Consider the following 23,188-nt stretch of genomic DNA (forward strand, 5'->3'; position numbering starts at 1 on the left):
GACGCCGAACAGATCGTTCGCGTCGCTTTCCCGCTGCAAGACGCTAGACAGACGCACTCCTCGATACAAACAATCGATAGTGATGCGTTCAGATTGACGACATCAATCCGTGGTCGGAGTCGACCGTCGAGCCGCGGCAGCCGACTTCTTTCGGCATGCCTTCAGCACAGACAGGAATTCCGGTCGATGCCCACCACCAATGCGCCCCTGGATCTCAACCGGGTGGATCTGAACCTGCTCGTCGCCTTCGACGCCCTGATGGCGGAACGAAGCGTGACCGCGGCGGCGGCCCGTCTGTCCGTCGGGCAGTCGGCCATGAGCTCCACGCTGGCTCGGCTCCGCAAGCTCCTGAACGACCCGATCCTCGTCAGGCAGGGACGGACCATGGTTGCCACACCGGTTGCCGAGTCGCTGGTGCAGCCCGTGCAGAAGACGCTGACCGACATCAAGTCGCTGCTGTCACAGCGCGACCGCTTCGATCCCGCGACCGACCACAGGACGTACTCGGTGATGGCGAGCAGCTACGCGGCCGTCGCCGTACTGCATCCGCTGTTGGTGCACCTGCCGACCGAGGCTCCGAACGTGCGGTTGCGCATCCAGCCCTTCGCGGAGGAGTACGCGGAACAGCTGATCCGCCACCAGATCGACCTCGTCATCGTTCCGCGCGAGCTGGTGCCCAGCGGCCCTGACCTGTGCAGTGAGGCCGCGTACACCGACCGCTACGTGCTCGCGGTCGACCAGGAGCACCCCGATGTGGGCGAGAGCATCTCGGTCGAGCAGTTCAGCGAGCTGCCGTACCTCGCGACGAGCCCCGACCGGCGCCCCTCCCTGGCCGAACTGAATCTCGACCTGCTCGGCATCCCGCGCCACGTCGAGGTCACCACGAGTTTCGAACTCGCCCCGTTCCTGATCCGCGGTACCCGGCTCATCACCTTGATCCCCGAAACGCTCGGGCGCCGCATCGCCCCGGCGACAGGCCTGCGGCTGCTCGAGCCTCCCATGGAGCTGCAGCCGGGCACCGAAACGATGGTCTGGACGAGACGCATGGACGACGATCCGGGCCATGCCTGGCTGCGGCAGCGCATGCATTATTTCGCAAATGCCTACATCCGGGACACGCCGCCCGCCCCGGCAGCCGGCTGAGACAGGACCGGTCAGGAGGAGCCTGGCCGCGTTCCATCGATTGGATCAATGCCGACTCATCGACAGGAATTGCTTTTCCCCATGTGATGGCACCAATAGCCTGACGTCTCGAGCCGCAGGCAGGGCCACGGAATTCCGCTGATCGCCCCTGCTGAGCACGACTGAGGCAAGGGAGCCCCATGACTGCCATCTCTCCAGAAACGGCCGATGCCGCTACCATCCTGGACCGCGTCGAGGCCTCGCTGAAGAACGATCTCGTCCCGGTGGAAATCTTCAACGACGAGGCGGTTTTCCGCGCCGAAATCGAGCGGATATTCACCAAGTGCTGGGTGTTCGTCGCGCACGAGAGCGAGATCCCCAAGGCGGGTGACTTCGTGCAGCGCAGAATCGGCCTCGATCCGGTGATCGTCACGCGCGACGGCAAGGGCGGCATCAACGTGCTGTCGAACTACTGCCGTCACCGGGGCACCCAGGTGTGCCAGACCGATGCCGGCAACTCCCGTTTCTTCAAATGTCCTTACCACGGGTGGACCTACAGCAACAACGGAGACCTGGTCGGCACCCCGCACCTGCACGACGCCTACGGCGAGCGTCTCGACCCCAAGGCATGGGGCCTGATACACGCGCCCCGGGTGGCCACCCGGCAGGGCTTCGTCTTCGCCTCGCTGGACCCGGACGGACCGTCGCTGGACGAGTACCTGGGCGGGGCAGGGTGGATGCTCGACCTGATCGTCGGGCTGGCACCCGGCGGCATGCGGGTCGCCGGGCCTCCGGAGCGCTACCGGCTGCACGCCGACTGGAAGACGGCCGCCGAGAACTTCGCCGGCGACGGTTACCACGTCGACACGCTGCACTGGAGCACGGAAGAGGTCGCGGTCTCCCAGGGGCTGCAGATGACGTGCGAGATCGCGCGCGTCTACGAATTCGAGAACGGCCACGCCTTCGCCGGCCATGCCTGGACCAAGGCGGTCCATCCCGGCTACGTGCTCTGGGGCTACGCGCCGGAGATCACCCGGCACTTCGACCTGTCGGGTCTGGACGAGGCACAGCTCCACGTGGTCAACCACGAGCCGCCGACGGTCGGAACGATCTTCCCCAACCTCAGCTTCATCCGGCTGAACACCCCGTCCGTGCCGGGCGGTCCCCTGTCGGTGATCACCAGCTTCCGGCAGTGGCAGCCGATCGGCCCCGGCGAGATCGAACTGTGGAACTGGCAGTTCGTCTGGGACTTCATGTCGGAGGACGAGGCCCGCGACTCCTATCTCAACGGCCAGTTCACCTTCGGCTCGGCAGGCATCTTCGAGCAGGACGACACCGTCGCCTGGGAAGGCGCACCGCGCGCCGCCCGAAGTCCGTGGATGCGCAAGGCCGGCATGGAGTTCCACTTCCAGCAGGGCAACAACAGTCAGGTCGACCAGTCGCACGACCCCTCGTGGACAGGCCCGGGCCGTAAGCGCAACACCGGCTACGGCGAGCACGCGCAGCTCCACTTCTACCGCCACTGGCTGAAGGTGATGCGCGGGAACACCGGCGCCGGCACCGAGGGAGCTGCGTCAGTATGACCACGACCGACACACCCCGCGTCGTCCCGCCCGTGAGCGCCAACCCCCAACTCCAGGCCTTGGCCACCCAGTTCCTGGCGCTGGAGGCCCGGCTGCTCGACGAGGGCCGCGAGGAGGAGTGGTACGGACTCCTTGACGACGAGCTTCTCTACACCGTGCCGATCCGGCAGGCAGCGGAACCGCGTGCCAAGGAGATCGACCGCAACGCCTTCCGGGTGCGGGACACCAAGGCCCACGTACGCACGCGCCTGGACCGGCTCAACACCGACCACGCGTACTCGGAGGTACCTCCGTCCCGCACCTTGCGCATCGTGGGCAGCGTCGAGGTCGAGGAGACCGACCGCCCCGACGTCATCAAGGTGTCGAGCGCCCTGCTGGTCTACCGCCAGCGCGGCATCGACCCGCACTTCGATCTCATCCCGTGCAGGCGCTACGACCAGCTGCGCCTCACACCGTCGGGCCCACGCCTGCTGTCCCGCGAAATCGTGCTGACCGAAACGGCGCTGGCCACTCCGAACCTTGGGGTCTTCCTGTGAGCGACAGCCTCTCCGTCTCCCTCGACGGCACCCGCTGCAAGTCCTACGGCATCTGCGTCAGCGTCATGCCCGACGTCTTCGACACCCCGCCCGGCAGCCCGACGGCTGTTCTCCTGCGCGACACCGTCGACGCCGACGAGCGGGAGGACCTCGAAGAGGCCGCCCGCGTCTGCCCCGCACAGGCCATCGCACTCAACTCGGGACCCAAGCCGTGACCGGCGGCTTTGAGCGGGTCGTCGTGGTGGGAGCCTCCGCCGCCGGCCTCAGCGCCGCCGACGGCCTCCGGGAGGCCGGATTCACCGGCTCCATCACCGTCCTCGGCGCCGAGCTGCACCAGCCGTACGACCGGCCCACGATGTCGAAGGCCCTGCTTGTCGCCGAGGAGGACCCGCAACTCCTCGAACTCCGCTCTCCCGAACGCATCGAGGCCAGCCGCCTCGACCTGCGTCTCGGGCACGCCGCGGCGGGGCTCGACGTCGACCGCCGCTACGTGGTGACCACCTACGGCGAGGCGCTTCCCTGGGACGCTGTGGTCATCGCCTGCGGCAGCCGCCCCCGCGAGATGAGGAGCCTCGCGGGCGAGGTACTGCCGGCCCTGCGCACCCCCGAGGACCTGCGGGTGCTGCGCGAGGCCGCGGCGCGATACGGCGAGATGACCCTGATCGGCTCCGGCTTCATCGGACTGGAGGTCGCGGCCGCTCTCGTCGCGCGGGGCGTGACGGTCACGGTCCTCGACGCGCTCCCGCTGCCGCTGGAGCCCGTACTGGGGACCGAACTGGCCACCCATCTCCGCGACCTGCACACCGCACACGGGGTCCGCTTCCGCGGTGCCGTCGCCGTGGCGTCGGTCACGGGACGACCAGGGGCGTACGAGGTCCGGCTCACGGACGGAAGTGTGCACCGGACCCCGTTCGTACTCACGGGCATCGGCGCCGAACCCGCCGTCGACTGGCTGGCGGGCTCCGGGATCGAGGTGACCGGCGGGATCGTCACCGACGCCGCCGGCCGGACCAACGTACCCGGAGTGTGGGCCGCAGGTGACGTGGCCGCGTTCCACCACCCGCTGCTGGGACAGCACGTACGCGTGGAGCACTGGACCCACGCGGTCGAGCAGGGCCGGCACATCGGCTTGAACATCGCCCGCGGCGAGACCACGCCCTACCAGGGAGTGCCGTACTTCTGGACCGACCAGTACGGCATGCGGTTCCAGTGCTACGGCCGCCGTCGCGCGGGCGACCGCAGCCTCGTCGTCGAGGGTTCACTCGACGCGGGCGAGTTTCTCGTCCTGTTCGGCCACGCCGGCGAGCTCCACGCCGCGTTCGCCTGCGGGCGCGTCCGCTCGCTGCGCGACTACCGCAAGCTGCTCGCCCGCGGCGGCACCTGGGACGAGGCACTCGCGCTCGCCCGCACGAACAATCCCGCCCTCGACACCACAGTGTCGTGCGCCAACCGGAAGGAACGCACCACCCATGAAGCTGCTTGACGACCACGTCGTCCTCATCACCGGTGGCGGCTCGGGGCTCGGTCTCGGGGTTGCCCGCCACTGTCTCGAACAGGGCGCGCAGCTCGCGATCCTCGAGTACGACCAGGCCAAGGTACTCGGGCTGAAGAAGGAGTTCGGCGACGACGTCCTCGTCGTGCACGGCGACGTACGCAACATCGACGATCTTCGTGCCTGCCGATCTCAGATCGAGGACCGCTACGGCCGGCTCACCTCCCTCATCGGCGCGCAGGGCATCTTCGACGGCAACGTCCGGCTGACCGACATCCCCGTCGAGCGCGTCGGCGAACTGTTCGACGAGGTCTTCTCCATCAACGTCAAGGGCTACGCCCTGACCGCGCGGATCATGCACGACCTGCTGCAGGCCGAGGAAGGGGCGATCGTGCTCACCGCCTCACAGGCGGCGTTCGCAGCCGACGGCGGCGGTGCGGCCTACACGGCCAGCAAGGGGGCGGTGCGCAGCCTGGTGAACCAGCTCTCGTTCGAGTTCGCCCCGCGGGTACGGGTCAACGCCGTCGCCCCTTCGGGCATCGCGGGCAGTCAGCTCCGCGGACCCGGCGCTCTCGACCTGCACGAGTCCAAGCAGTCGGACATTCCCGCGGACGCCTTCCGCGCGGCGTTCGAATGGTCCACGCCCCTTCAGCACCTGCCCACCCCGGAGGAGTACGGGCCCTTCTACGCACTCCTCGCATCCCGGCACAACAAGGTGATGACAGGCCAGACCGTGATCGCCGACTCCGGCACCCTGAACCGGGCCCTCATGAGCATGGGCCAGCTTGTCAGCAGCTACCCGTCGGCCTGAGTGCTGCGCCTCTGCGCACCACACCGGGGCGCAGAGGCGCGCATGCCGTCTTCCTGCTGGCGGCCATCAGCCGTACGACCGTTGACGTGCGTGCTGTTGCCGCTTGGCCGACCTGTCCCGAACCCACATTCCAAGCCGTCTCCGCAAGCAGGTGCCGACGAATCAGCCGTACGAATAGCCGGCCCAAGGGGCGCTACATCAGCCGCGTGGTGGGGGTGGCGCGCATTGGGAGGGTGCCTCAGCCACTTGTCGGGTGCCCGGAGGAAGGAGACGTGCGCAAAGCCGAGAGACCAAGTGGTCAGCGGTGGCTGGCCGCATGCCATGATGCAGCCGCACCGCGACGCCCTCGTCGCTCAGGCCATCGCGCGCAGGCTCGCCGAGGCCATGACGGATCAGCAGATGAGCTCGAACGCGGTGTCGCGCAGGAGCGGAGTCAATCGTCAGGTGATCGCGAACGTTCTCAACGGGACGGTTTGGCCGGACATGCTCACCATGGTGGATCTGGAGGGCGCGCTGGGTGTCATGCTGTGGCCGGACCATCTGGAGTGGAAGATCCCCGTGACTGGTGCCGTGGCCGCCATGGGCGAACTGGTCATCGCAGCTGCACCTTCCTCGTAGATCTCGCGGCGAGGCGGCACAGCCTGGTTTTTTCGGCAGGCCTGCAATACGCGTCAGGCGCCGTCGACAGGGGCTGGTTGGTTCTCGATCCATGCAAGCCCTCCGAGGTCCAGTTGGGTCCGGGCGCGAGTGACGGCGACGTAGGCGAGACGGGCGTCAGTGTCGCTCACAGGTTCCGGGATCGGGTGGCCGCTGTCGTCCAATTGGTCGCTGTCCGGCGGCGGGGGAAAATCGTCAGCGATCCTGACCTTGAGCCACTCCCGGCCTTTTGCCTTGTGAGCGGTGGAGATCGTGACCTCGGCTTTGTCTTCACCGGTCAGCGCGTCGACAGCAGCAATAATGGCTTCGGGCCCGTGGGTGTCGACGAGCTCCACGAACGGCTGGAGATCGCGGCCGGCGGGATCGTATTCCGCGTACTCCTGCAGCTCCCCCCATGAAGCGAAGAGAACCAGTTCGGGGTGGGATGTGCGCTGGCCCTCCTTGAGATCCCGGGCGGCGCGCGCCAGCGCAAGAAGTGTCTGCCCACCCCGGGCCAGAGCCACCCGCCGGCCGCTTTCCAACTGCCTCATGACTTCGGTCATGGCGCCGATGTTGGTTCGGCACAGCACCGCGTCCGGACAGATGACCAAGCCGACCTTCGTTGGAATGGTGTCGGTGCCGGTCAGCCTGATCGGCGCGTCGGTGAGCGCGAGCCATCTGTTGGCCTGTTCGGCCAGGAGCGGGCCGAAGCGGAAGGAGCGGGTCAAGGTGAGGTGAGTGGCGTCGAAGCCCGTCATTACATCCCGGGCGCCTCGCCACCCGTAGATGGCTTGGGCGGAGTCACCGACCATGACCAGCTGGGCGTGTCCGCGTTGCGCGGCGAAGACCTGCTCCAGAACAGGGTTGGTGTCCTGGGCCTCGTCGAGGAGAAGGAAATCGGCCTCGATTCTCGGCTCGGTCAGGGCCCACATCTTCAGGTAGTGGTCGTGCTCGAAGCGGACCACTCCGTCGTCGGGGTTCTGTAGATCCTTCCATGCCTTTCCGACGAACGGCAGGACAGCTTCCGCAAGTTGGTCCCGCTCGCTCGGTGTACTCAGCCTTCGCAGTGTCGGCACGTGGTGGGGAGCCGGGGTGTTGTCCGCGGACTGGCAGAAGCGAGTGACCGTACGCAGGACGGTGTGGGAGAGGGTCCGGTGGCTGATCTCGTGATCACCAATGCGCAAGGGGGCTCCGACACCGAGGGCGTGCCCGACCCGCCAGGCCGACTGGCGCGGGCTGCTGAGCCGGCGAGCGAACCGGTGGCCAAGGGCGGCGAAGGCCGTAGCATGTGCGGTCCTGCACTGCACGGAGCGCGGGAACCGGGCGGCGGCATCATCGGCAATGTCCTTATTGAAAGCGAGATAGCGGCCTCGGCGTCGAGTACTCGCGGCCAGCAGACCCAGTGTGCTGGTCTTACCGGTGCCAGCACCAGCCTGCAGCGCCATGTGGTGACCGTCCCGGAAAGTGTCGACGGCGTGGGCCTGTTCATCGGTCGGCGTGTGCAACAGGGGCTCCGTGGTGCAGAAGGGTCAGTTTCTCGTGTGCGCGGCGCTTCGGCACTGGTCGTCCGCGTCGCGCCAGGATCCCGACCGTGGACTCTGGTCGTCCAGCAGGACGCGTGCCGCACAGGCGAGTACAGCTTCAGGGGTGTGTTGGACGAGGAGGTCCTGGAGCTGCGCGGTCAGGTGCCGGGTGCGAGCCCGCTCGTCCCGTTCAACTACATTGACGACGGTCCGGGAGAGGAAGCCTGCGGGCTTCTGACCCCGAGCTGTCGCGGCACGGCTGATCGCGGAGTACATGGCGCGGGTGAACGCGATATTGAGAAGGACATGGCCTGCCGCGTCGGGGTAGTGGGTCATCAAGACGTCGATGGGCAGGAGCCGATCGAGTTCGTGGCGCAGGGACCGCAGCGCGCGTCCCGGAGACTTGGCTCGGTGCACGGCCATCAGGCGGGTGCGGTCCATGTTGGCCGCCAGCGGCACCCTGCGGCAGGCTCTGTGCAGTTCTGCTCCGGTGACCGGCCTGGTCAGGATGATTTCTACCGCGTGCGGTCTTCTCATCGCCGGACCGCCTTCTGCGTCCCGCTGCCAGGATGGGGTCGACGGCTGTGGGTGGGAAGTCGCCGGTGTACGTACGCGAGGTGGACGAGCGGGTCGAAGGGTTCCCAGTCCGTCAACGCCAAATCCGCGGCTGTTGGAGTGGCTGCGTGCTGGGGGCAGCGTTGCGTTCGCCAGCGGAGCTGTTCGCCGTATGGCAGGGAACTCAGGTCGTACACGGCCATCACCTCAGCAGGCAGAGCCAGTTGCCCCTGCGTGGCGGTTGCGGGAACGAGTCTCCAGACACCCGCAGCGTCGCCGGAAGCGAGCATCGTGAAGGTGCATCGGTCACGTCGTCGGGTCTGAGCCACGCACTGGATCTCGTCCAGGGGGCGTGCGGCGAGGTAGCGGACGTACAGGATCTGGACGGTGGGTCTGGCGGGCCGGCAAAGGTCATCCGGCTGTCGGCCCGCAGGGCCCGCCGGTACCGCTGGGGTGAAACTTCCGGCGTCCGCCAGGCGACGCGTGTTCACGGCCAACCTCCGACGGAGACTCGCCAGCTCGGGCACCGCGGCGGCACCGGCGTCACGGGCCGGGCAGACGCTGGCGTGGGTCAGTCGACACCAGGCGCTGCCGTCTCCGGAGGGGTACGCAAGGCCGGAACTGACGTGCCAACGGTGGTCGGCGGGTACCGCCGCCGCGGGCAACTCCTGCGGATGCAGGCGGACGGGACGGTCCCGGACTCGCTGATACCACTCGACTGGATTGCCGCATTCACGGCAGCGGTCACGCTGGGCACAGCGCAGAAGTCTGCTCGGGCTGTCGGGATCGACACACAGCGAGCGTCGCGGGTGGGCCGGGACCGGCCTGCTGTCCCAGCGCCGGGGTACAGGTGAGGGGTGCATGGGCGCGAAGGTGCCAGCCCACACGCCGTAGAGCGACGTCCGGGCCGTGGACGTCCACCGATCAGCCCTATCTAGGGCAACGCGCGTTCGACTTAACGCTCAGACGTTCGCAACGATCTGCTCGATCGGCTGATTACTCGACACGCCCGGGCGGCTCGTCAGCCGTTCATCGACTGCGGGGGTTCATGCCCGCGGCAGAGGGCGCCGAAGAGTTGATCGAGCGGGGTGCCCAGGGCGTGGGCGAGGGCGTGCCATGACTTGAGGGTGCCGATCGTGCGACCCTGCTCGATCTCAATGAGGGTCCTTCTGGCCAGGCCACTGCGGGCGGCAAGCTCGTCGTAGGTCCATCCCCGCACCGCACGCAGCCGGGCCAGCTCCAGACGTAGAGCCTCGAAGTCCGGGTCGGGCGGGAAGATCGTCACCCACCCATCGGAAGGTGCAGACACCTGCCCTGTCAGTGCAGACCTCTGCCCTATTTCCGCCCGTCAGCGGCGCAGCGAAGGGCAGAGGTCTGCACTAGCGTGTGCGCCCGACTCCAGTCCGGCAGAGGGCCGGCGCAATGAACGACGGGAGGAAGACGCGCGCCATGAGGCTCTGCTCCGTACGCCCGGGAGTCCGGCGCACCTGGACGGTCGAACTGCGCCCCCAGCCCGGCGGACCGGTACTCGTGTGCCATCAGTGCACGCACGGCGGGCGGCCGCTCGTCGGCACCGCCGCTCGAACCGAGCTCTTGGCCCACCTGGCCGCGCATGCACGTCAAGATCCTCTCCCCGCGCATCTGCGGACCTGCCAGTGCCACGAACGGGGTTGTCGACAGCATCCCCGCCACCGCGGGTGCAACGGCCCGATCCGACTCCTCCTCGTCCGAGAACGAGGCGGACGCCGCTGGCGCCTCTCCGACGCCTGCACAGCGTGCGCGGCGGCCACGTCCCAGGCCGCCGTCGTCCCCGAAACAACCCTGGCCGCAGTCGCACCTTCCGGGCAGACGCGCGCTCGACGCAGGCGACGCCCGAGAGGGCCAGACAGCCAGACGCGGGTGCGCGAGATGCTCAACTATCTCGCCACGGTGCTGCCCGAGGAGACAAGGGCTGGCGCCCGCATGCTCGCCCTTCAGTGCGCACTACGCATGAACAACTCGGCTCAAGTCAGGTTGCCCCACGGCGTGGTGCGCAGCCTTCGCCTCGAACCCGCCAGGGATTCGTGGCGTGAGCTCATCGAAGCGGGGCTGCTTCGTCCACTTCCACCGGACCGCGCAGTTGCCGTCCAGATGCTCGACGCGGGTCTGCTCACTCAGTATCCGGCCCGGCCAGACCGGCTGCGCGCCGCCGACTGGGCATTGCGCGGCACCTGCCCTGCTCGTACCTCGACCCCACTCCTACGACTTGCCGCCCTTTCCTTCGTCGTCCGCACCACCCGCGGAAGCAAACATGGAGTCGCCGAGATGGACCTTGTAGCGCGAGAGTGCGGGGTGCCTGCGGCCGTCCTTCCCCCGCTACTGGAGCAGTTGGTGATCGCAGGGATTCTCACGACCTGGCAAGCGGCACTGGACACAGGAGAGCTGTCGTGGAAGCTGGGCCCGAAAGGGCTCCATCCGTGTTCCGTCAACAACTACACCACCCAAACGCCCTGCACCAGCTGACCGCCGACCACGGCGACCTGAGACGCCTTCCGCTTTCCGAACGTGATCGTTTGGTTCGGGGTGGGTGGGCATGAACTCCGGCTGGCTGCGGGAGGGATGGGCGTGGTTCGTCCGTTCGTCTCGCTTGTGGAGGTGGCTGGTGCCGTCGGTGCTCGGTCTGCTGGAGGCCCGGGAGAAGAAGGTCCGGGAAGAGGTCGCGTGGTTGCGGGATGAGGCCGAGCGGGTGCAGGCCGCACTCGACGAGGCGGAACGCGCGCTTCAGCGTCTTGCGGATGCTCGTGTGACGGTGGCCGAGGTGCTGGCCGAGCCTCCGCGTGCGGTCGTGGAGCCGGTGCGGAGCGCGGTGGCAGGGGCCGCGGTGCCGCGACGGACCGAGGGGATGACGGCGTCGGCCCTGCCTGCGGACTACCAGCGGATCATTTCCGTGCTGGAGTCGGAGGCGGGCCGGGAAGGCATGCGGTGCCAGCAGCTGGCTGCGGCCCTGGGGCTTCAGGCGGTCCCGGCGAAGGTCGAGGGACTTCGGTCGAAGGCGAAACGCCTGGTGGAACGAGGCTGGGCGCTCCAGACGCGGCCGGGAGTGTTCACCCCGCTCGGGACGCCGGCCGTCTGAAGGCACCGGGCCGGCGCCCGGCCAGGCGGCCGCTCATGAGCATGGTCATCGACCACAGCACCATGGCCTCGTGCATGGCGGGCAGCGTCTCGTAGTCGCGCACCAGGCGACGCGAGCGCATCAGCCAGCTCAGCGTTCTCTCCACCACCCACCTGCGCGGCAGCGCCACAAACCCCGTGGTCTCGTCAGAGCGTTTGACGATCTCGAGCGTGAGGTGGAGGTTCTCGGCCGCCCAGTCGACCAGGCGCCCCGCATAGCCGCCGTCCGCCCAGACGAGCCGGACGGAGAAGTAGAGCCTGCGCAGCCGCTCGAGCAGAGGTACTGCAGCGTCCCGGTTCTGCACGCTCGCTGCGGTCACTGCGACGGCCAGGACCAGGCCGAGGCAGTCCACCACCAGGTGTCGTTTGCGGCCGCCCACCCTTTTGCCGCCGTCCCAGCCGGTCGTGGAGCCCGGGATGTTCGCTGCTGCCCGCACTGACTGCGAGTCCACGATGGCAGCCGTCGGGCGTCGCGGCCCTCCTTCTGGCGCACCTTGTCGCGCAGCCGGTCGTGGAGCTCGGCGAGCAAGCCCGTCACCTGCCAGCGGCGGGCGAACGCGTCCACCCGCCGGTACGGCGGGAAGTCACAGGGCAGGTTGACCCACTTGACGCCGTTGTCGACGCTGCGACAACAGGGCCTCCTGGTACTGCTCGGTTGGGATCGCAACCCCGAGCTACCAAGAGGCCCTGCCGCTATGCCCCGACAACCGAGAGATCACCCGAAAAGGAACCCTGTTCAACTGATCAAGCCTGCCGAACGGTAAGCGGATGGCGTCTCACCATCCACACCCGGTGCGCCTTTGTGGACGGGTCCGGACACCACCCGTGGTTTTAGCGGGCCTGGGTGGCGTCCACGTTCTTGCGAGACGACCCCACCGTGCCAAAACAGCGAGTCCGGCCCGGCGTCGACCACGGCGGCGTCAGGCTACGACGATGACCGTCTTGCCGAGAAGCTTGCCGTTGCTCTCATCCTCGTGGACGGTCGGCAGTTCCTCCAGCGGTCGACGGTCGGCGATGTGCAGCTTGAGGACGCCGTTGTCGACGCGGGAGACGAGGTCGGCCAGGTGGGAGGCGTCGGGGCGGGTGAACACGCCCGCCGTGCGCACCGAGCGTGCCTCGTCGACCGGCACCGGGCCGGCTGAGCTGACGACGATGCCGCCGTCGGCCACGTAGGCGGTCAGCTTCGCGGCGTCCTCGGGAGCCAGGCGTACGTGGTTCACCACCGCGTCGAAGAAGCCACCGACGGCGGCCGGGCCTGCGTCGAGGTCCAGGGGACCGACGACATTCTCCGCACCGTAACCGTTCAAGCGATCGGCGTGCTGGGGGCCTGCGACGGCGGTCACCTTGGCGCCGGCTGCGACGGCGAGCTGGACCGCGATACTTCCCACCGCACCGCCTGCCCCGTTGACGAGAACGGTCTGGCCGGCCTTGATTCCGGCGAGCTCGACTACCGCTTGGCGAGCGGCCAACCCTGCCAGGGGTAGTGATGCGGCGTCGGTCAGAGTGATGCTGCGGGGAGCGGCGGTCACCAAGTCGGCCGCCACGACCGCGTACTCGGCGGCCCCGCCGTGCTCCTCCAGCGGGAGCATGGCGATGATCGGGTCGCCGACCTGCAGTCCGCTGACTCCGTCGCCGAGCTCGGCAACGGTGCCGGCGACGTCGAGGCCGGGGGTGATCGGCAGCGGGGTGGGGATCATCTCAGCCATGAGACCCAGCCGGGTGTGGTCGTCGGCGGGGTTGAACGAGGTGGCTGCCACCTTCACCAGCACCTGGCCGGCACCGGGAACCGGACGCTCCACCTCCTCCTGGCGCAGGACGTCGGTGCTACCGAACTCGTGATAGCGAATCGCCTTCACGGCACTCTCCTATGGCTTCGTGGTTGTCGGATCCATGGCGAACGGGGGGAATCTCCGGACCGGTGATCGCCACCTCGTCCATGCCATCGATCGGCGCGCGAGCCGATCAGCTCATCTGCACCGACCGGATCGAGTCGCCCAGCACATCCGGTCAATGGCGAAGGTGCTTGTCGTAGGCCCCGGCGGACCGGCTCGGCCGGAGAAAGGGCATCGGGTTGTTCGTCATGGCCATCGGTATCGATCTCTTCAGGGCGAGACGCCGGACGCCGCCGGACTTGCCTGGGCAACTGTGAAAGAGTGTGTCTGACTTGCCTGGGCAAGTCAAGGTGTGTGGCACCACAGAGCCCCGCCGGGTCATTACCTGCTTCCTGAGCAGCCAAGACGTCTCTGGATACCGTGTTGTCCAGTCAAGTAAGCTGCGTGTATGACACTCCCCGTGTCGACCTCAGGCAGCGAGCAATTCGTTCTGCCCGGGTTGGATGAGCCGCCGTCGAAAGGATGTGCCCTAGTGACCGGCTCCCCCCATGGGCTCGACGACGAGCAGCAGAAGCTATGGGAGGACCTGCTGACTGTGGTCATGGCGCTGCCCGCACTGCTGGACCGTCAGTTGCAGCGAGACGAGGGCATCTCGAACTTCGAGTACAGCGTGATGGCCCGGCTGGCCATGACTGAGATGCACACGATGCGGCTCAGCGACCTGGCCGCGCAGTGCAACAGCTCGCTACCACGGCTGTCCAAGCTGATGGTCCGTTTCGAGCAGCAGGGGTGGGCCACCCGGGCCCCTTGCTCGAACAACGCCCGATACACCCTCGCGACCCTGACCGACGCCGGTCTGCAGAAGGTCAAGGACAGCACCCCGGCTCACGTCGAGCAGGTCAGGCAACTGGTGTTCGACCCACTCAGCGCTGCACAGCAACGCCACCTCGGCGCCGCAATCGCCCGCATCGCCGCTCTGGCACGTGAGCGACTCGACGGCAGGTGAGCGACGCCTGCCTGACTGACACGCCTTCCGCTTTCCGAACGTGATCGTTTGGTTCGGGGTGGGTGGGCATGAACTCCGGCTGGCTGCGGGAGGGATGGGCGTGGTTCGTCCGTTCGTCTCGCTTGTGGAGGTGGCTGGTGCCGTCGGTGCTCGGTCTGCTGGAGGCCCGGGAGAAGAAGGTCCGGGAAGAGGTCGCGTGGTTGCGGGATGAGGCCGAGCGGGTGCAGGCCGCACTCGACGAGGCGGAACGCGCGCTTCAGCGTCTTGCGGATGCTCGTGTGACGGTGGCCGAGGTGCTGGCCGAGCCTCCGCGTGCGGTCGTAGAGCCTGCGCAGCCGCTCGAGCAGAGGCACTGCAGTGTCCCGGTTCTGCACGCTCGCTGCGGTCACTGCGACGGCCAGGACCAGGCCGAGGCAGTCCACCACCAGGTGTCGTTTGCGGCCGCCCACCCTTTTCCGGCCTGGGCATGAATCTCGGTTCGCCGTATCCCCGAGATCGGTCAACAGCAGCCCGAGCCGATTGCATCGAGGTAATGCGGCGTCACTTGTGACAGGGCTCACTGACAAACGGGGTCTCGGACCGCGTTGGTTGACCGCCTCGTCCGCCACACCGAATGATCTCTCTAAAAGCCGACGGCCACCGCGTGCGAGGCCAACACCTCAGACGGGTTCTCGCCGTGAACATCGGGGAATGAACAACGTCAAGTGACCTACTGGGACCGGGCGTTCACGCGTTCGTCAGGAGAGGCCGCCGAAAGATCCTGAGACGGACGCGCAAGCGGGAGGGGCGGCATTGGCGGCAGCGCACGTGCTACCGAGACGCACGATCACACAAGTACCTGCGCAAAGTCCCGTTGTCGTACCCCGTGCCCGCCGGCTTCCTGTCGTACCGAAGCCGGTTAGCGGCGAGGCTTTCCCCTCTTGGGTAGATCGTGTTGCGGACACGCTGAACGTTTCTCCCGGCCGGGCTGCCCACGCACTGGGGTTGGAGTGTGCCGAAGGCGCGGCAATCACCCGGCCCGTGTTTTTCGGAGTCATTCTCACCCCTAAGAGCCTCAGCGGCTTGCGCGATGCGACAGGGTTGCCAGTGCGAACCCTTCAGGACATGCAGCTCGCCCGGTATGACGGAACCGCACTCGACCTCGCGGGCCTGGAGCCGAGCGACCGGACGTCGATGCGGCTTGTCGCTCTTCGTGAATGGATGTTGACGACGTCAAGTCGGGCCTGCCCGTACTGCCTCGCAGAGAGACCGGAATGGCCTCTGTGGTGGCGTCTTGGGATCGCGGCGGTATGCCCCGTCCACCGTTGCCTGCTGATCGACGTCTGTCCCACGTGCGGCATCCCACTCAGGCGCGGCAACCACAGCAACCAACGCGGCCTGCTCTCGAGGCCTCCGCTGCCTGGTCCCGGTGAATGCGGCAATCGTCCGCCTGTCGGGCCGTCAGCCCGTGGCGGCCGCCGCGGCGGGCTGTGCCCGCAGCAGTACAAGGACATGCCGACGGTAGCCGTGAACGACTCCTTAGCTGGTCTCCAACTGCAGGTACTCGCCATCGCAGACGGGGCCGAAGGGTCCGTGGCTGGTACGTCTGTCTCCTCGAGGGAATGGTTTGCTTCCCTACGACTGCTGACAGCCATGGCCCGTCTCGCCTCTGATGAGACCGATGTCTCCGCCTTCCCTGGCTACATGGCCCAAGCGGTGACAGAAGACCGTCGACGGCGCCAGGCCATTCGCAGCGGTAGCGCGAGTCACCTCGGAGCAATGCCTGCAACAGCTGCCCACGCCATGGCCTATTTGGCGCTCGCTTCCACGGTCCTCGATGCCCCGAACTTCGAGACCGGTGCACAAGCACTGGCACCTTGGGCCCGGCGCCTGGCGGACCTGCAACGGGCCGCCGGTGTCGGAGACCGGCTTCGCAAGATGCGCCGCCCGGCTGTCATCAACGAAATGATGGCTGCCGTTGCTCCTCGTTCCTCACGTGTTGTCGGCGCCCTCGCCGCCGTCAGACCAGTGGGAATCAGCCCCTGCCACGTTCCTCATCTCGCTGATGCTGCGGACTACAGCGAGCTGGTTGCCGCGCATCTGCCCGGAACCAGTCCCTTGTGGGGAAGGCGGTTCACCGCTCTGGCCCTGGCTCGCCTGGCGGGCGCGTCCAGTTGGCCGCGCGCCGCTGAGGTATTAGGCATGGACAGCGGCAAGGCCATACGTGCCGCCACCAAGGTTGTCCGGCGAATCTCCGACGCGGACGCGTTCTGGGAGTCGGTGACGCTCGTAGCGGAGCGTCTTGAGGAACGCGGGCTGGTCGATTATGCCGCCCGCAGAGCTGCTCTTGCAGACCTGTGTGAGCTCCCCGACGGCGCTCTCACGCCCGTCTTCCGTCCTCTTGGGATGTCCGTCACTCCTCAGCGACGGCGCCACGCTGCGGCGTGGATCTGGCAGCGCTTCACCAATGGTGATCCGCACGAGGCGCCCGCCTACAGGCAGGAGTGGGGCAATGCCACGGCGCAATCGATACGCGTGGGTTGGTGGCGCTTCCAGACCCGTCTGCCTACGCCGGCCGCGACTGCCCTCGCTGACTGGGGGACTGCCCACCTTTCCGGGAAAGGGATCTCATGAGCCCGGCAGGCATTTCTGCTCCCTCGCACTCGCTCGCCTGGCCGGGGCAAGGACTTGGGCCCAAGCCGAAGAATCGCTCGACACCACCCCACAGTGCCGCAAGGAAAATTGGGGAAAAACTACTCAGAAAATCCCTGACTCTCAGGCTTTCTGGAGTGGAATTCGAACTTTGGCGGATCTATTGCGGAAACGAGGAGCCATTGATTACGCCGCTCGCCGGAGAGCACTATCCCAACTTCTCGAGGTCCCTTATGAAACCCTGTTCTCGATCTTCCATCCAGTACGGATGGGCGTTACTCGCCAGCGGCAACGCCACGCCGCAGCCTGGATCTGGCAGACCCTCACCGGCAGCCCAGCCCACGACTCCCCTGTCTACGCCGGTGGCTGGGAGGGACAGAGCGCGGCCTCGGTGACCCAAGCCCGGCGGAAGTTCCACGAACGCGTTCCGGAATCCGCCGCCAGGGAATTGACTCTGTGGGGGCTGGAATGGCTGGACGAGAAGGGCACGGGACCGCAGCCTGACTCGAGAGCCGCTGGTGCTGTGGGCGACCCGGTTCGATCATGGTCTGCGCACTGAACTGTTCCGCGCGAGGGTCGCTACTTCCTCCCATCCAGAGAAGAGTTCAGTGCCAAGGTCAGGGCCACGGGGGCTGAACTGTTTACTTTCGTCCGACATGTTGGAGTCCGCCATCGGCAAGGCCGTTGATCGGCATCTCACCGGCACATAGGTTCCCGGGCATGACGCATGTACGGATCGGTGTGATGTACGACCGCGACTGGGCGCCGGAAGAGCTGCCCGGGTTCGCGCGGCGGGCCGAGGCGCTCGGGGTCGACGACCTGTGGGTGGTCGAGGACCTCGGGTGGAACGGCGGAGTGTCGGCGGCGGCGGTCGCCCTGGGAGCGACGGAACGCATCCGGGTGGGCCTCGGCATCGCGCCCGCCCCGCTGCGCAGCCCGGCGCTGCTGGCGATGGAACTGGCCACGCTGGCGCGGGTGTTCCCGGGGCGGCTGGTGGCCGGGATCGGGCACGGGGTGCGGGAGTGGATGGCCCAGGTGGGCGTCGCGCCGCGCTCACCGCTCGCCCTGCTGGAGGAGACGATCACCTCGGTGCGTACTCTGCTGCGCGGGCAACGGGTGGAGCTGGCCGGACGTGAAGTCCGCCTGGAGGGCGTCGAGTTGGTGCATCCGCCGACCGAGGTGCCGCCGGTGGTCGCCGGTGTCGTACGCCCCCGTTCCCTCGAACTGTCCGGCCGGGTCGCGGACGGCACCGTGATCACCGAGGGCCATGGACCCGCTGACTTGGAGAACGCCCGTGCGCTGACCGCCGAGGGCGGCGCCGCGCCGGACCACACCCTGACGGTCCTCGCCTTCGCCTCCGTCGGTGACGACCCCGACGAGGTGGCCCGCGCCCTGCAGCCGCACATCGAGGGGCACGCCGCCTGGCTCGGCCGCCCGCAGGAGGAGGTGTTCACCGTCGCCGGATCCGCCTCGCAGGCCGCCGAGCGGATCGGCGAGCTTGCGGCGGCCGGCGCGCACACGGTCGTGCTGCGGATCGCCGGCGCGGAGCCGCTGCGGCAGTTGGAGGCCCTGCTCAAGGCGGCCGGGAGGCGGGGCTGAGCGTCAGCGAGGAGAGTGCGGGGAAGGGTGGCGGCGGCGCTTGCGGCGTGCGGCCCTGATCGCACTGGTTCCTGAAGCAACCACTCGGACCGGGCGTCGCGGTACCTGCATGACCGGGAGTGGCACCGCCGCGCCGAGTGGGCCGACCGGGGCGTCATCGCTCGGGTCGGCCTTCTTCACGGGCAGCAGGAACTCCTCGTAGCGGCCGAGTGCGAGCACCATGCCGAGCATGAGAAGCGGGATGATCACGGCGAGCAGCGCCATGGCCGATTCCTCCCCGAGGATGTGCGTGGAGGGCTGGTGTCGGGTTCCCGGCTTTCGGGCCGCAAACCCTGTGTCGGCCTCCGGTCTTCGGGTACGCGGAGCCCACCCCCGAAGATCTGGAGGGAGTCATGCAGCGAGGCAGTGACCGGCTGAGCGTCCACCGCGACGAAGAGATGAAGCACGAACTGCAGGGTCTGCTCCGGTCCGGGCACCCCACGCGGACCGAGGAATGGCACGACCCGGAGCCCACCGCCGACGACGACCCGGAGGTCGCGGGCGGTCCGATCGCACCGGGACGCTCCCGTGCGTCCCTGGCCGCGGTCCGCACGGAACTGGCCCGGCACCTGAACCGCCACGTGTTCCCCGCGGGCCCCCGCGAACTCGTCCAGGCACTGCGCCGGGCGTACGCGCCCGACGCCCTGATCGAGCCCGTGGAGCGGCTGCCCCGGACGGCGCGCTACAGCACCGTCCAGGAGCTGGCGGAGGCACTCGCCGGGGCGGGCGGGAAGCGACGGGCGTAGACCCGCGCGCGGCCGGATCCTGCGGCCGCCCGAGTACGAGGGTCCGCCGCGGCGCATAGGCCCCGGGCCCGGGGGTACTGCGGGCGGCGTCACCCCGACGACGGCCACCGGCCGGGAACGGAGGAAGGACCCATTGTGATGGCAGCGAGCGCGGATTTCGTCAGGGAGGTCATGACGCCGGGCGTGGTCGCCGTCCGCCCGGACGCGTCACTCGTCGAGGCGGCGCAGCTGATGCGGTCGCAGGGCATCGGCGATGTGCTGGTGGCCGACGGGCAGCAGGTCGTGGGCGTACTCACCGATCGTGACATCACGGTGCGGGCGGTGGCGGACGGCGTCGATCCGCTGACGGTGAGCGCGCAGTCCGTGTGCACCCCGGATCCGGTGCTGGTCGGCCCGGACGATCCCGTCTCGGCCGCCGTGGCGCTCATGCGCGCGCACGCCGTCCGCCGGCTGCCGGTCGTGGAGGACGGCCTGCCGGTCGGGATGGTGAGCCTCGGCGATCTGGCCTCGGCGCAGGACCCGGACTCGGCGCTCGCCGAGATCAGCCTTGCCGTGCCGGACGGCCGGGGCAGCGTATGAGCCGGGACCAGGCCGCCGAGATCAGCGCCACCGGTGTCACCGTCGACGTCGGTGATGTCACCACCCGCTATCTCCTGTACGGGCTGCTGCCCGGCTGGTTCGTGCCCGGTCTCGCCGACTGGGTGATGCACCGGCGCAGCCGCATCGAGGACACGGCGGGCACGAAGGAGTCGTTGATCCACTCGCTGATGATGGCGGAGGTCGGCATCCCCATCGCGCTGACCTTGCGCTACGAGGTCAACCCGCTGCTTCTGACGGTGCAGTTGGGCGGCGCCGCGGTGCATGAGGCGACCGCGCTGTGGGACGTGCGTACGGCGGTGAAGAGCGACCGCGAGGTCACCCCGCTGGAGCAGCACATCCACAGCTTCCTCGAGTCGCTGCCGTACGGCGCGCTGTCCGCGCTGATGTGTCTGCATGCCGACCAGGTCAAGGCACTGCTGCGATGGGGGTCCCCCCGCTCGAGCGAAGCCGAGAGTGGGGGAGGAGCGGGACGCGCCGACGCCTGGCGTCTGGTGCGGCGCCGCCGCCCGCTGTCCCGCGGCTATCTCGCGGGCATCGCCGCCGCGATCGGCACCTGTGTGGTGCTGCCGTACGGCGAGGAGCTCGTGCGCTGTGTGCGCGCGGGCCGCCGCAACAAGAGGCGCGCCACCTCCGACGAGGCCAACTGGCGTGCCGGGAAAGGACGTTGAACCATCATGCGTATCGCATTCCTGACCGCACCCGAGGGTGTCGAGCAGATCGAGCTCACCGATCCGTGGCAGGCGGCGAAGGACGCGGGCCACGAACCCGTTCTGGTGTCGACCAGGTCCGGCCGGATCCAGGCCTTCGACCACCTCGACAAGGCGGACACCTTCCCCGTGGACGAGGTGGTGGGCGAGACCTCGGCCGCCTCCTTCGGCGCACTGGTCCTGCCGGGCGGTGTGGCCAACCCCGACTTCCTGCGCATGGACGAGAAGGCCGTCGCGTTCGTACGGGACTTCTTCGACCAGGGCCGGCCCGTCGCCGCGATCTGCCACGCGCCATGGACGCTGGTCGAGGCGGACGTCGTACGGGGCCGTGAGCTGACCTCCTGGCCGAGCCTGAAGACGGACATCCGCAACGCGGGCGGGACCTGGGTCGACGAACAGGTGAAGATCGACGACAACGGCACCGGCAAGCTGGTCACCAGCCGCAAGCCGGACGACCTGAAGGCGTTCTGTGACGCCTTCCTGCATGTGTTCGCCGAGGGGGCCGGCTGATGGGCTCCCCCGCCGACCGGAAGCAGCAGCAGCGCGCCTCCTTCCACGCCGACGATCCGGCGGGCGGGCCGCTCACCACCGACCAGGGCGTCGAGGTCGACCACACCGACGACTCGCTGGCCGTCGGCGAGCGCGGTCCGACGCTGATGGAGGACTTCCACTTCCGGGAGAAGCTCACCCGCTTTGACCACGAGCGGATCCCGGAGCGGGTGGTGCACGCGCGGGGCGCGGGCGCCTACGGATACTTCGAACCGTACGAGTCCTGCGCCGAGTTCACCCGCGCCGCCTTCCTCCAGGATCCGGCCGTGCGCACCCCCGTCTTCGTGCGGTTCTCGACCGTGCAGGGCCCGAAGGGCTCCGCGGACACCGTGCGGGACGTGCGCGGCTTCGCCACCAAGTTCTATACGTCCGAGGGCAACTACGACCTGGTCGGCAACAACTTCCCGGTCTTCTTCATCCAGGACGGCATCAAGTTCCCCGACTTCGTGCACGCGGTGAAGCCGGAGCCGCACAACGACATCCCGACCGGCGCCTCGGCCCACGACACCCTGTGGGACTTCGTGTCGCTCCAGCCGGAGACGCTGCACGCGATCATGTGGCTGATGTCGGACCGGGCGATCCCGCGCAGCTACCGCACCATGCAGGGCTTCGGTGTGCACACCTTCCGGTTCGTGAACGCGGAAGGGCGCGGCACGTTCGTGAAGTTCCACTGGAAGCCGAAGCTGGGCGTGCACTCACTGGTCTGGGACGAGGCGCAGGAGTGTCAGGGCCGCAACCCGGACTTCAACCGGGGTGACCTGTGGGATGCGATCGAGGCGGGCGAGTACCCGGAGTGGGAGCTCGGCGTCCAACTGGTGCCGGAGGAGGACGAGTTCGCCTTCGACTTCGATCTGCTGGACGCCACGAAGCTCATCCCGGAGGAGCAGGTGCCGGTACGGCCGATCGGCCGGATGGTGCTGGACCGCAACCCGGAGAACTTCTTCGCCGAGACCGAGCAGGTGGCCTTCCACACGGCCAACGTGGTCCCCGGTATCGACTTCACCAACGACCCGCTGCTCCAGGCCCGCAACTTCTCCTATCTGGACACCCAGTTGATCCGGCTCGGCGGCCCCAACTTCGCGCAGCTGCCGGTGAACCGGCCGGTGGCGCCGGTGCGGACGAACCAGCGTGACGGGTACGGGCAGAGCCGGATCCACAGCGGTACGAACTACTTCCCGAACTCCCTCGGCGGCGGCTGCCCGGCCCACGCGGGCGCCGACGGTCACGCGTACACGCACTACGCGGAACGCGTGGACGGCGCCAAGATCCGTCGTCGCAGCCCGAGTTTCCAGGACCACTACAGCCAGCCGGCGATGTTCTGGCACAGCATGGCGCCCTGGGAGCGGCAGCACATCGTGGACGCCTTCCGGTTCGAGCTCGGCAAGGTCGGTGCGATGACCGTGCGGACCCGGACCGTCGAGGAACTGGCCAAGGTGGACGGCGGGTTGGCCCGCGAGGTGGCGCGCGGCATCGGGGTGCCGGAGCCGGACGGCGCCGAGCCGGGGACGTACAAACTCGCCTCGCCCGCGCTCAGCCTCGAGTCACTGCGCGGCGACGGCTCGATCCGCACCCGGCAGATCGCGGTCCTCGTCACCGACGGTGTGGACGCCGAGCAGGTGATCTCCGTACGGGAGGCGCTGGCCGCCGAAGGTGCCATCGTCGAGGCGCTCGCACCGACGGACGGCACGGTCAGGGGCGCCGACGGCGAGTCGTACGCGGTCGACCGCGCACTGCCGACCGTCGCCTCCGTGCTGTACGACGCGGTCCTGCTGCCCGGGGGGCAGGACGGAACCCCGGCGGTGGCGAAGGACCCGGACGCGCTGCGCTTCGTGCGGGACGCCTACCGGCACGGCAAGCCCGTGGGCGCGCTCGGCTCGGGCGTGGGCGTCCTGGCCGCCCTGGAGCCCGAGGGCGTGCGGCTGTCCACCGGGGATCGGCGCACGGTGTCCGACCGGGGCGTGGTGACGGACACGTCACCGGGCATCGCGGACACCGAGTTCGTACAGGCGTTCGTCGACGCGATAGCGGCGCACCGGCACTGGGACAGGCCGCCGGCACGCCACTGAGGAGG

At 68.3% G+C, this 23,188-nt stretch carries 24 protein-coding genes and 2 pseudogenes; 18 read left to right on the plus strand and 8 right to left on the minus strand.

From position 1 onward, the window contains the following. Positions 1-186 precede the first annotated feature (186 nt). The 7 genes from ACFY1U_RS22340 to ACFY1U_RS22370 all read left to right on the plus strand — a co-directional run bounded on the left by ACFY1U_RS22340 (position 187) and on the right by ACFY1U_RS22370 (position 6,162). Positions 187-1,143: a LysR family transcriptional regulator gene (locus tag ACFY1U_RS22340; protein WP_390695885.1), complete on the plus strand. Its 957-nt coding sequence runs from the start codon at positions 187-189 to the stop codon at positions 1,141-1,143. Between the two features lie 179 nt (positions 1,144-1,322). Further along, positions 1,323-2,705 carry an aromatic ring-hydroxylating dioxygenase subunit alpha gene (locus ACFY1U_RS22345; protein ID WP_390695886.1) on the plus strand — a complete coding sequence of 461 codons (1,383 nt, stop codon included), beginning with the start codon at positions 1,323-1,325 and terminating at the stop codon, positions 2,703-2,705. After that, complete coding sequence (locus ACFY1U_RS22350; protein ID WP_389077267.1) at positions 2,702-3,241, plus strand: aromatic-ring-hydroxylating dioxygenase subunit beta; 540 nt, start codon at positions 2,702-2,704, stop codon at positions 3,239-3,241. The genes ACFY1U_RS22345 and ACFY1U_RS22350 overlap by 4 nt, the downstream gene beginning before the upstream one ends. Next, positions 3,238-3,456 (plus strand): ferredoxin, encoded by a 219-nt coding sequence (locus tag ACFY1U_RS22355; protein ID WP_389077269.1) that lies wholly within the window; start codon positions 3,238-3,240, stop codon positions 3,454-3,456. Before ACFY1U_RS22350 ends, ACFY1U_RS22355 begins: the two co-directional genes overlap by 4 nt. Beyond that, complete coding sequence (locus ACFY1U_RS22360; protein WP_390695887.1) at positions 3,453-4,724, plus strand: NAD(P)/FAD-dependent oxidoreductase; 1,272 nt, start codon at positions 3,453-3,455, stop codon at positions 4,722-4,724. The genes ACFY1U_RS22355 and ACFY1U_RS22360 overlap by 4 nt, the downstream gene beginning before the upstream one ends. Further along, entirely contained in the window at positions 4,711-5,544 is an 834-nt protein-coding gene (locus ACFY1U_RS22365) for an SDR family oxidoreductase (RefSeq protein WP_390695888.1), read from the plus strand. Before ACFY1U_RS22360 ends, ACFY1U_RS22365 begins: the two co-directional genes overlap by 14 nt. Before the next feature lie 321 nt (positions 5,545-5,865). Continuing rightward, complete coding sequence (locus ACFY1U_RS22370; RefSeq protein ID WP_390695889.1) at positions 5,866-6,162, plus strand: helix-turn-helix domain-containing protein; 297 nt, start codon at positions 5,866-5,868, stop codon at positions 6,160-6,162. Positions 6,163-6,215: 53 nt separating this feature from the next. Here the strand turns inward: ACFY1U_RS22370 and ACFY1U_RS22375 are convergent, their stop codons facing one another. The 4 genes from ACFY1U_RS22375 to ACFY1U_RS22390 form a co-directional block, all read right to left on the minus strand. After that, complete coding sequence (locus ACFY1U_RS22375) at positions 6,216-7,685, minus strand: UvrD-helicase domain-containing protein (protein ID WP_390695890.1); 1,470 nt, start codon at positions 7,683-7,685, stop codon at positions 6,216-6,218. Between the two features lie 24 nt (positions 7,686-7,709). Then, entirely contained in the window at positions 7,710-8,240 is a 531-nt protein-coding gene (locus ACFY1U_RS22380) for a hypothetical protein (RefSeq protein ID WP_390695891.1), read from the minus strand. After that, a complete protein-coding gene (locus ACFY1U_RS22385; protein WP_390695892.1) occupies positions 8,237-9,121 on the minus strand; it encodes a DUF6083 domain-containing protein in 885 nt (294 codons plus the stop codon). The genes ACFY1U_RS22380 and ACFY1U_RS22385 overlap by 4 nt, the downstream gene beginning before the upstream one ends. Before the next feature lie 158 nt (positions 9,122-9,279). After that, positions 9,280-9,543, minus strand: a complete 264-nt coding sequence (locus tag ACFY1U_RS22390) for a helix-turn-helix transcriptional regulator (protein WP_310770139.1) — start codon at positions 9,541-9,543, stop codon at positions 9,280-9,282. 623 nt (positions 9,544-10,166) lie between these two features. On the opposite strand from ACFY1U_RS22390, the gene ACFY1U_RS22395 reads away from it, so the two are divergent. Both ACFY1U_RS22395 and ACFY1U_RS22400 read left to right on the plus strand, forming a co-directional pair. Then, a complete protein-coding gene (locus ACFY1U_RS22395) occupies positions 10,167-10,760 on the plus strand; it encodes a hypothetical protein (RefSeq protein ID WP_390695893.1) in 594 nt (197 codons plus the stop codon). 70 nt (positions 10,761-10,830) lie between these two features. Further along, positions 10,831-11,370, plus strand: a complete 540-nt coding sequence (locus tag ACFY1U_RS22400; protein WP_390695894.1) for a hypothetical protein — start codon at positions 10,831-10,833, stop codon at positions 11,368-11,370. Here ACFY1U_RS22400 and ACFY1U_RS22405 read toward each other — a convergent pair. Continuing rightward, positions 11,342-11,860, minus strand: coding sequence for a transposase (locus tag ACFY1U_RS22405; RefSeq protein WP_390695895.1), 519 nt, complete (start codon positions 11,858-11,860; stop codon positions 11,342-11,344). The genes ACFY1U_RS22400 and ACFY1U_RS22405 overlap by 29 nt on opposite strands. A 468-nt stretch (positions 11,861-12,328) precedes the next feature. Continuing rightward, positions 12,329-13,264 carry an NADP-dependent oxidoreductase gene (locus ACFY1U_RS22410; RefSeq protein WP_351924687.1) on the minus strand — a complete coding sequence of 312 codons (936 nt, stop codon included), beginning with the start codon at positions 13,262-13,264 and terminating at the stop codon, positions 12,329-12,331. 508 nt (positions 13,265-13,772) lie between these two features. Here ACFY1U_RS22410 and ACFY1U_RS22415 point away from each other — a divergent pair. Beyond that, complete coding sequence (locus ACFY1U_RS22415; protein WP_351924689.1) at positions 13,773-14,246, plus strand: MarR family transcriptional regulator; 474 nt, start codon at positions 13,773-13,775, stop codon at positions 14,244-14,246. Positions 14,247-14,587: 341 nt separating this feature from the next. On the opposite strand, the pseudogene ACFY1U_RS22420 reads toward ACFY1U_RS22415, so the two are convergent. Further along, positions 14,588-14,707, minus strand: a pseudogene (locus ACFY1U_RS22420) (transposase); the annotation flags it as partial. 346 nt (positions 14,708-15,053) lie between these two features. Between ACFY1U_RS22420 and ACFY1U_RS22425 the strand changes: the two are divergent. From ACFY1U_RS22425 to ACFY1U_RS22435, 3 genes and pseudogenes are all read left to right on the plus strand, one after another. After that, positions 15,054-15,548, plus strand: a pseudogene (locus tag ACFY1U_RS22425) (TniQ family protein); the annotation flags it as partial. A gap of 330 nt (positions 15,549-15,878) precedes the next feature. Continuing rightward, positions 15,879-16,859, plus strand: coding sequence for a hypothetical protein (locus ACFY1U_RS22430; protein ID WP_351924725.1), 981 nt, complete (start codon positions 15,879-15,881; stop codon positions 16,857-16,859). Between the two features lie 738 nt (positions 16,860-17,597). Continuing rightward, positions 17,598-18,476 (plus strand): LLM class flavin-dependent oxidoreductase, encoded by an 879-nt coding sequence (locus ACFY1U_RS22435; RefSeq protein WP_390695896.1) that lies wholly within the window; start codon positions 17,598-17,600, stop codon positions 18,474-18,476. Between the two features lie 3 nt (positions 18,477-18,479). Here ACFY1U_RS22435 and ACFY1U_RS22440 read toward each other — a convergent pair whose 3' ends face one another. Continuing rightward, positions 18,480-18,740, minus strand: a complete 261-nt coding sequence (locus tag ACFY1U_RS22440) for a hypothetical protein (protein WP_390695897.1) — start codon at positions 18,738-18,740, stop codon at positions 18,480-18,482. A 128-nt stretch (positions 18,741-18,868) separates the two neighbouring features. Between ACFY1U_RS22440 and ACFY1U_RS22445 the strand changes: the two genes are divergently transcribed. The 5 genes from ACFY1U_RS22445 to ACFY1U_RS22465 all read left to right on the plus strand — a co-directional run bounded on the left by ACFY1U_RS22445 (position 18,869) and on the right by ACFY1U_RS22465 (position 23,183). Then, the gene (locus ACFY1U_RS22445) at positions 18,869-19,261 is read left to right on the plus strand and encodes a DUF2795 domain-containing protein (RefSeq protein ID WP_390695898.1); all 393 of its coding nucleotides are present in this window, start codon (positions 18,869-18,871) and stop codon (positions 19,259-19,261) included. Between the two features lie 138 nt (positions 19,262-19,399). Then, a complete protein-coding gene (locus ACFY1U_RS22450) occupies positions 19,400-19,840 on the plus strand; it encodes a CBS domain-containing protein (RefSeq protein WP_390695899.1) in 441 nt (146 codons plus the stop codon). Then, positions 19,837-20,529: a diguanylate cyclase gene (locus ACFY1U_RS22455; protein WP_390695900.1), complete on the plus strand. Its 693-nt coding sequence runs from the start codon at positions 19,837-19,839 to the stop codon at positions 20,527-20,529. Before ACFY1U_RS22450 ends, ACFY1U_RS22455 begins: the two co-directional genes overlap by 4 nt. Before the next feature lie 6 nt (positions 20,530-20,535). Then, complete coding sequence (locus ACFY1U_RS22460) at positions 20,536-21,078, plus strand: type 1 glutamine amidotransferase domain-containing protein (RefSeq protein ID WP_390695901.1); 543 nt, start codon at positions 20,536-20,538, stop codon at positions 21,076-21,078. Then, positions 21,078-23,183: a catalase gene (locus ACFY1U_RS22465; RefSeq protein ID WP_390695902.1), complete on the plus strand. Its 2,106-nt coding sequence runs from the start codon at positions 21,078-21,080 to the stop codon at positions 23,181-23,183. The genes ACFY1U_RS22460 and ACFY1U_RS22465 overlap by 1 nt, the downstream gene beginning before the upstream one ends. Positions 23,184-23,188 lie beyond the last annotated feature (5 nt).

The organism is Streptomyces sp. NPDC001351 (genome assembly GCF_042896045.1).
GTDB lineage: Bacteria > Actinomycetota > Actinomycetes > Streptomycetales > Streptomycetaceae > Streptomyces.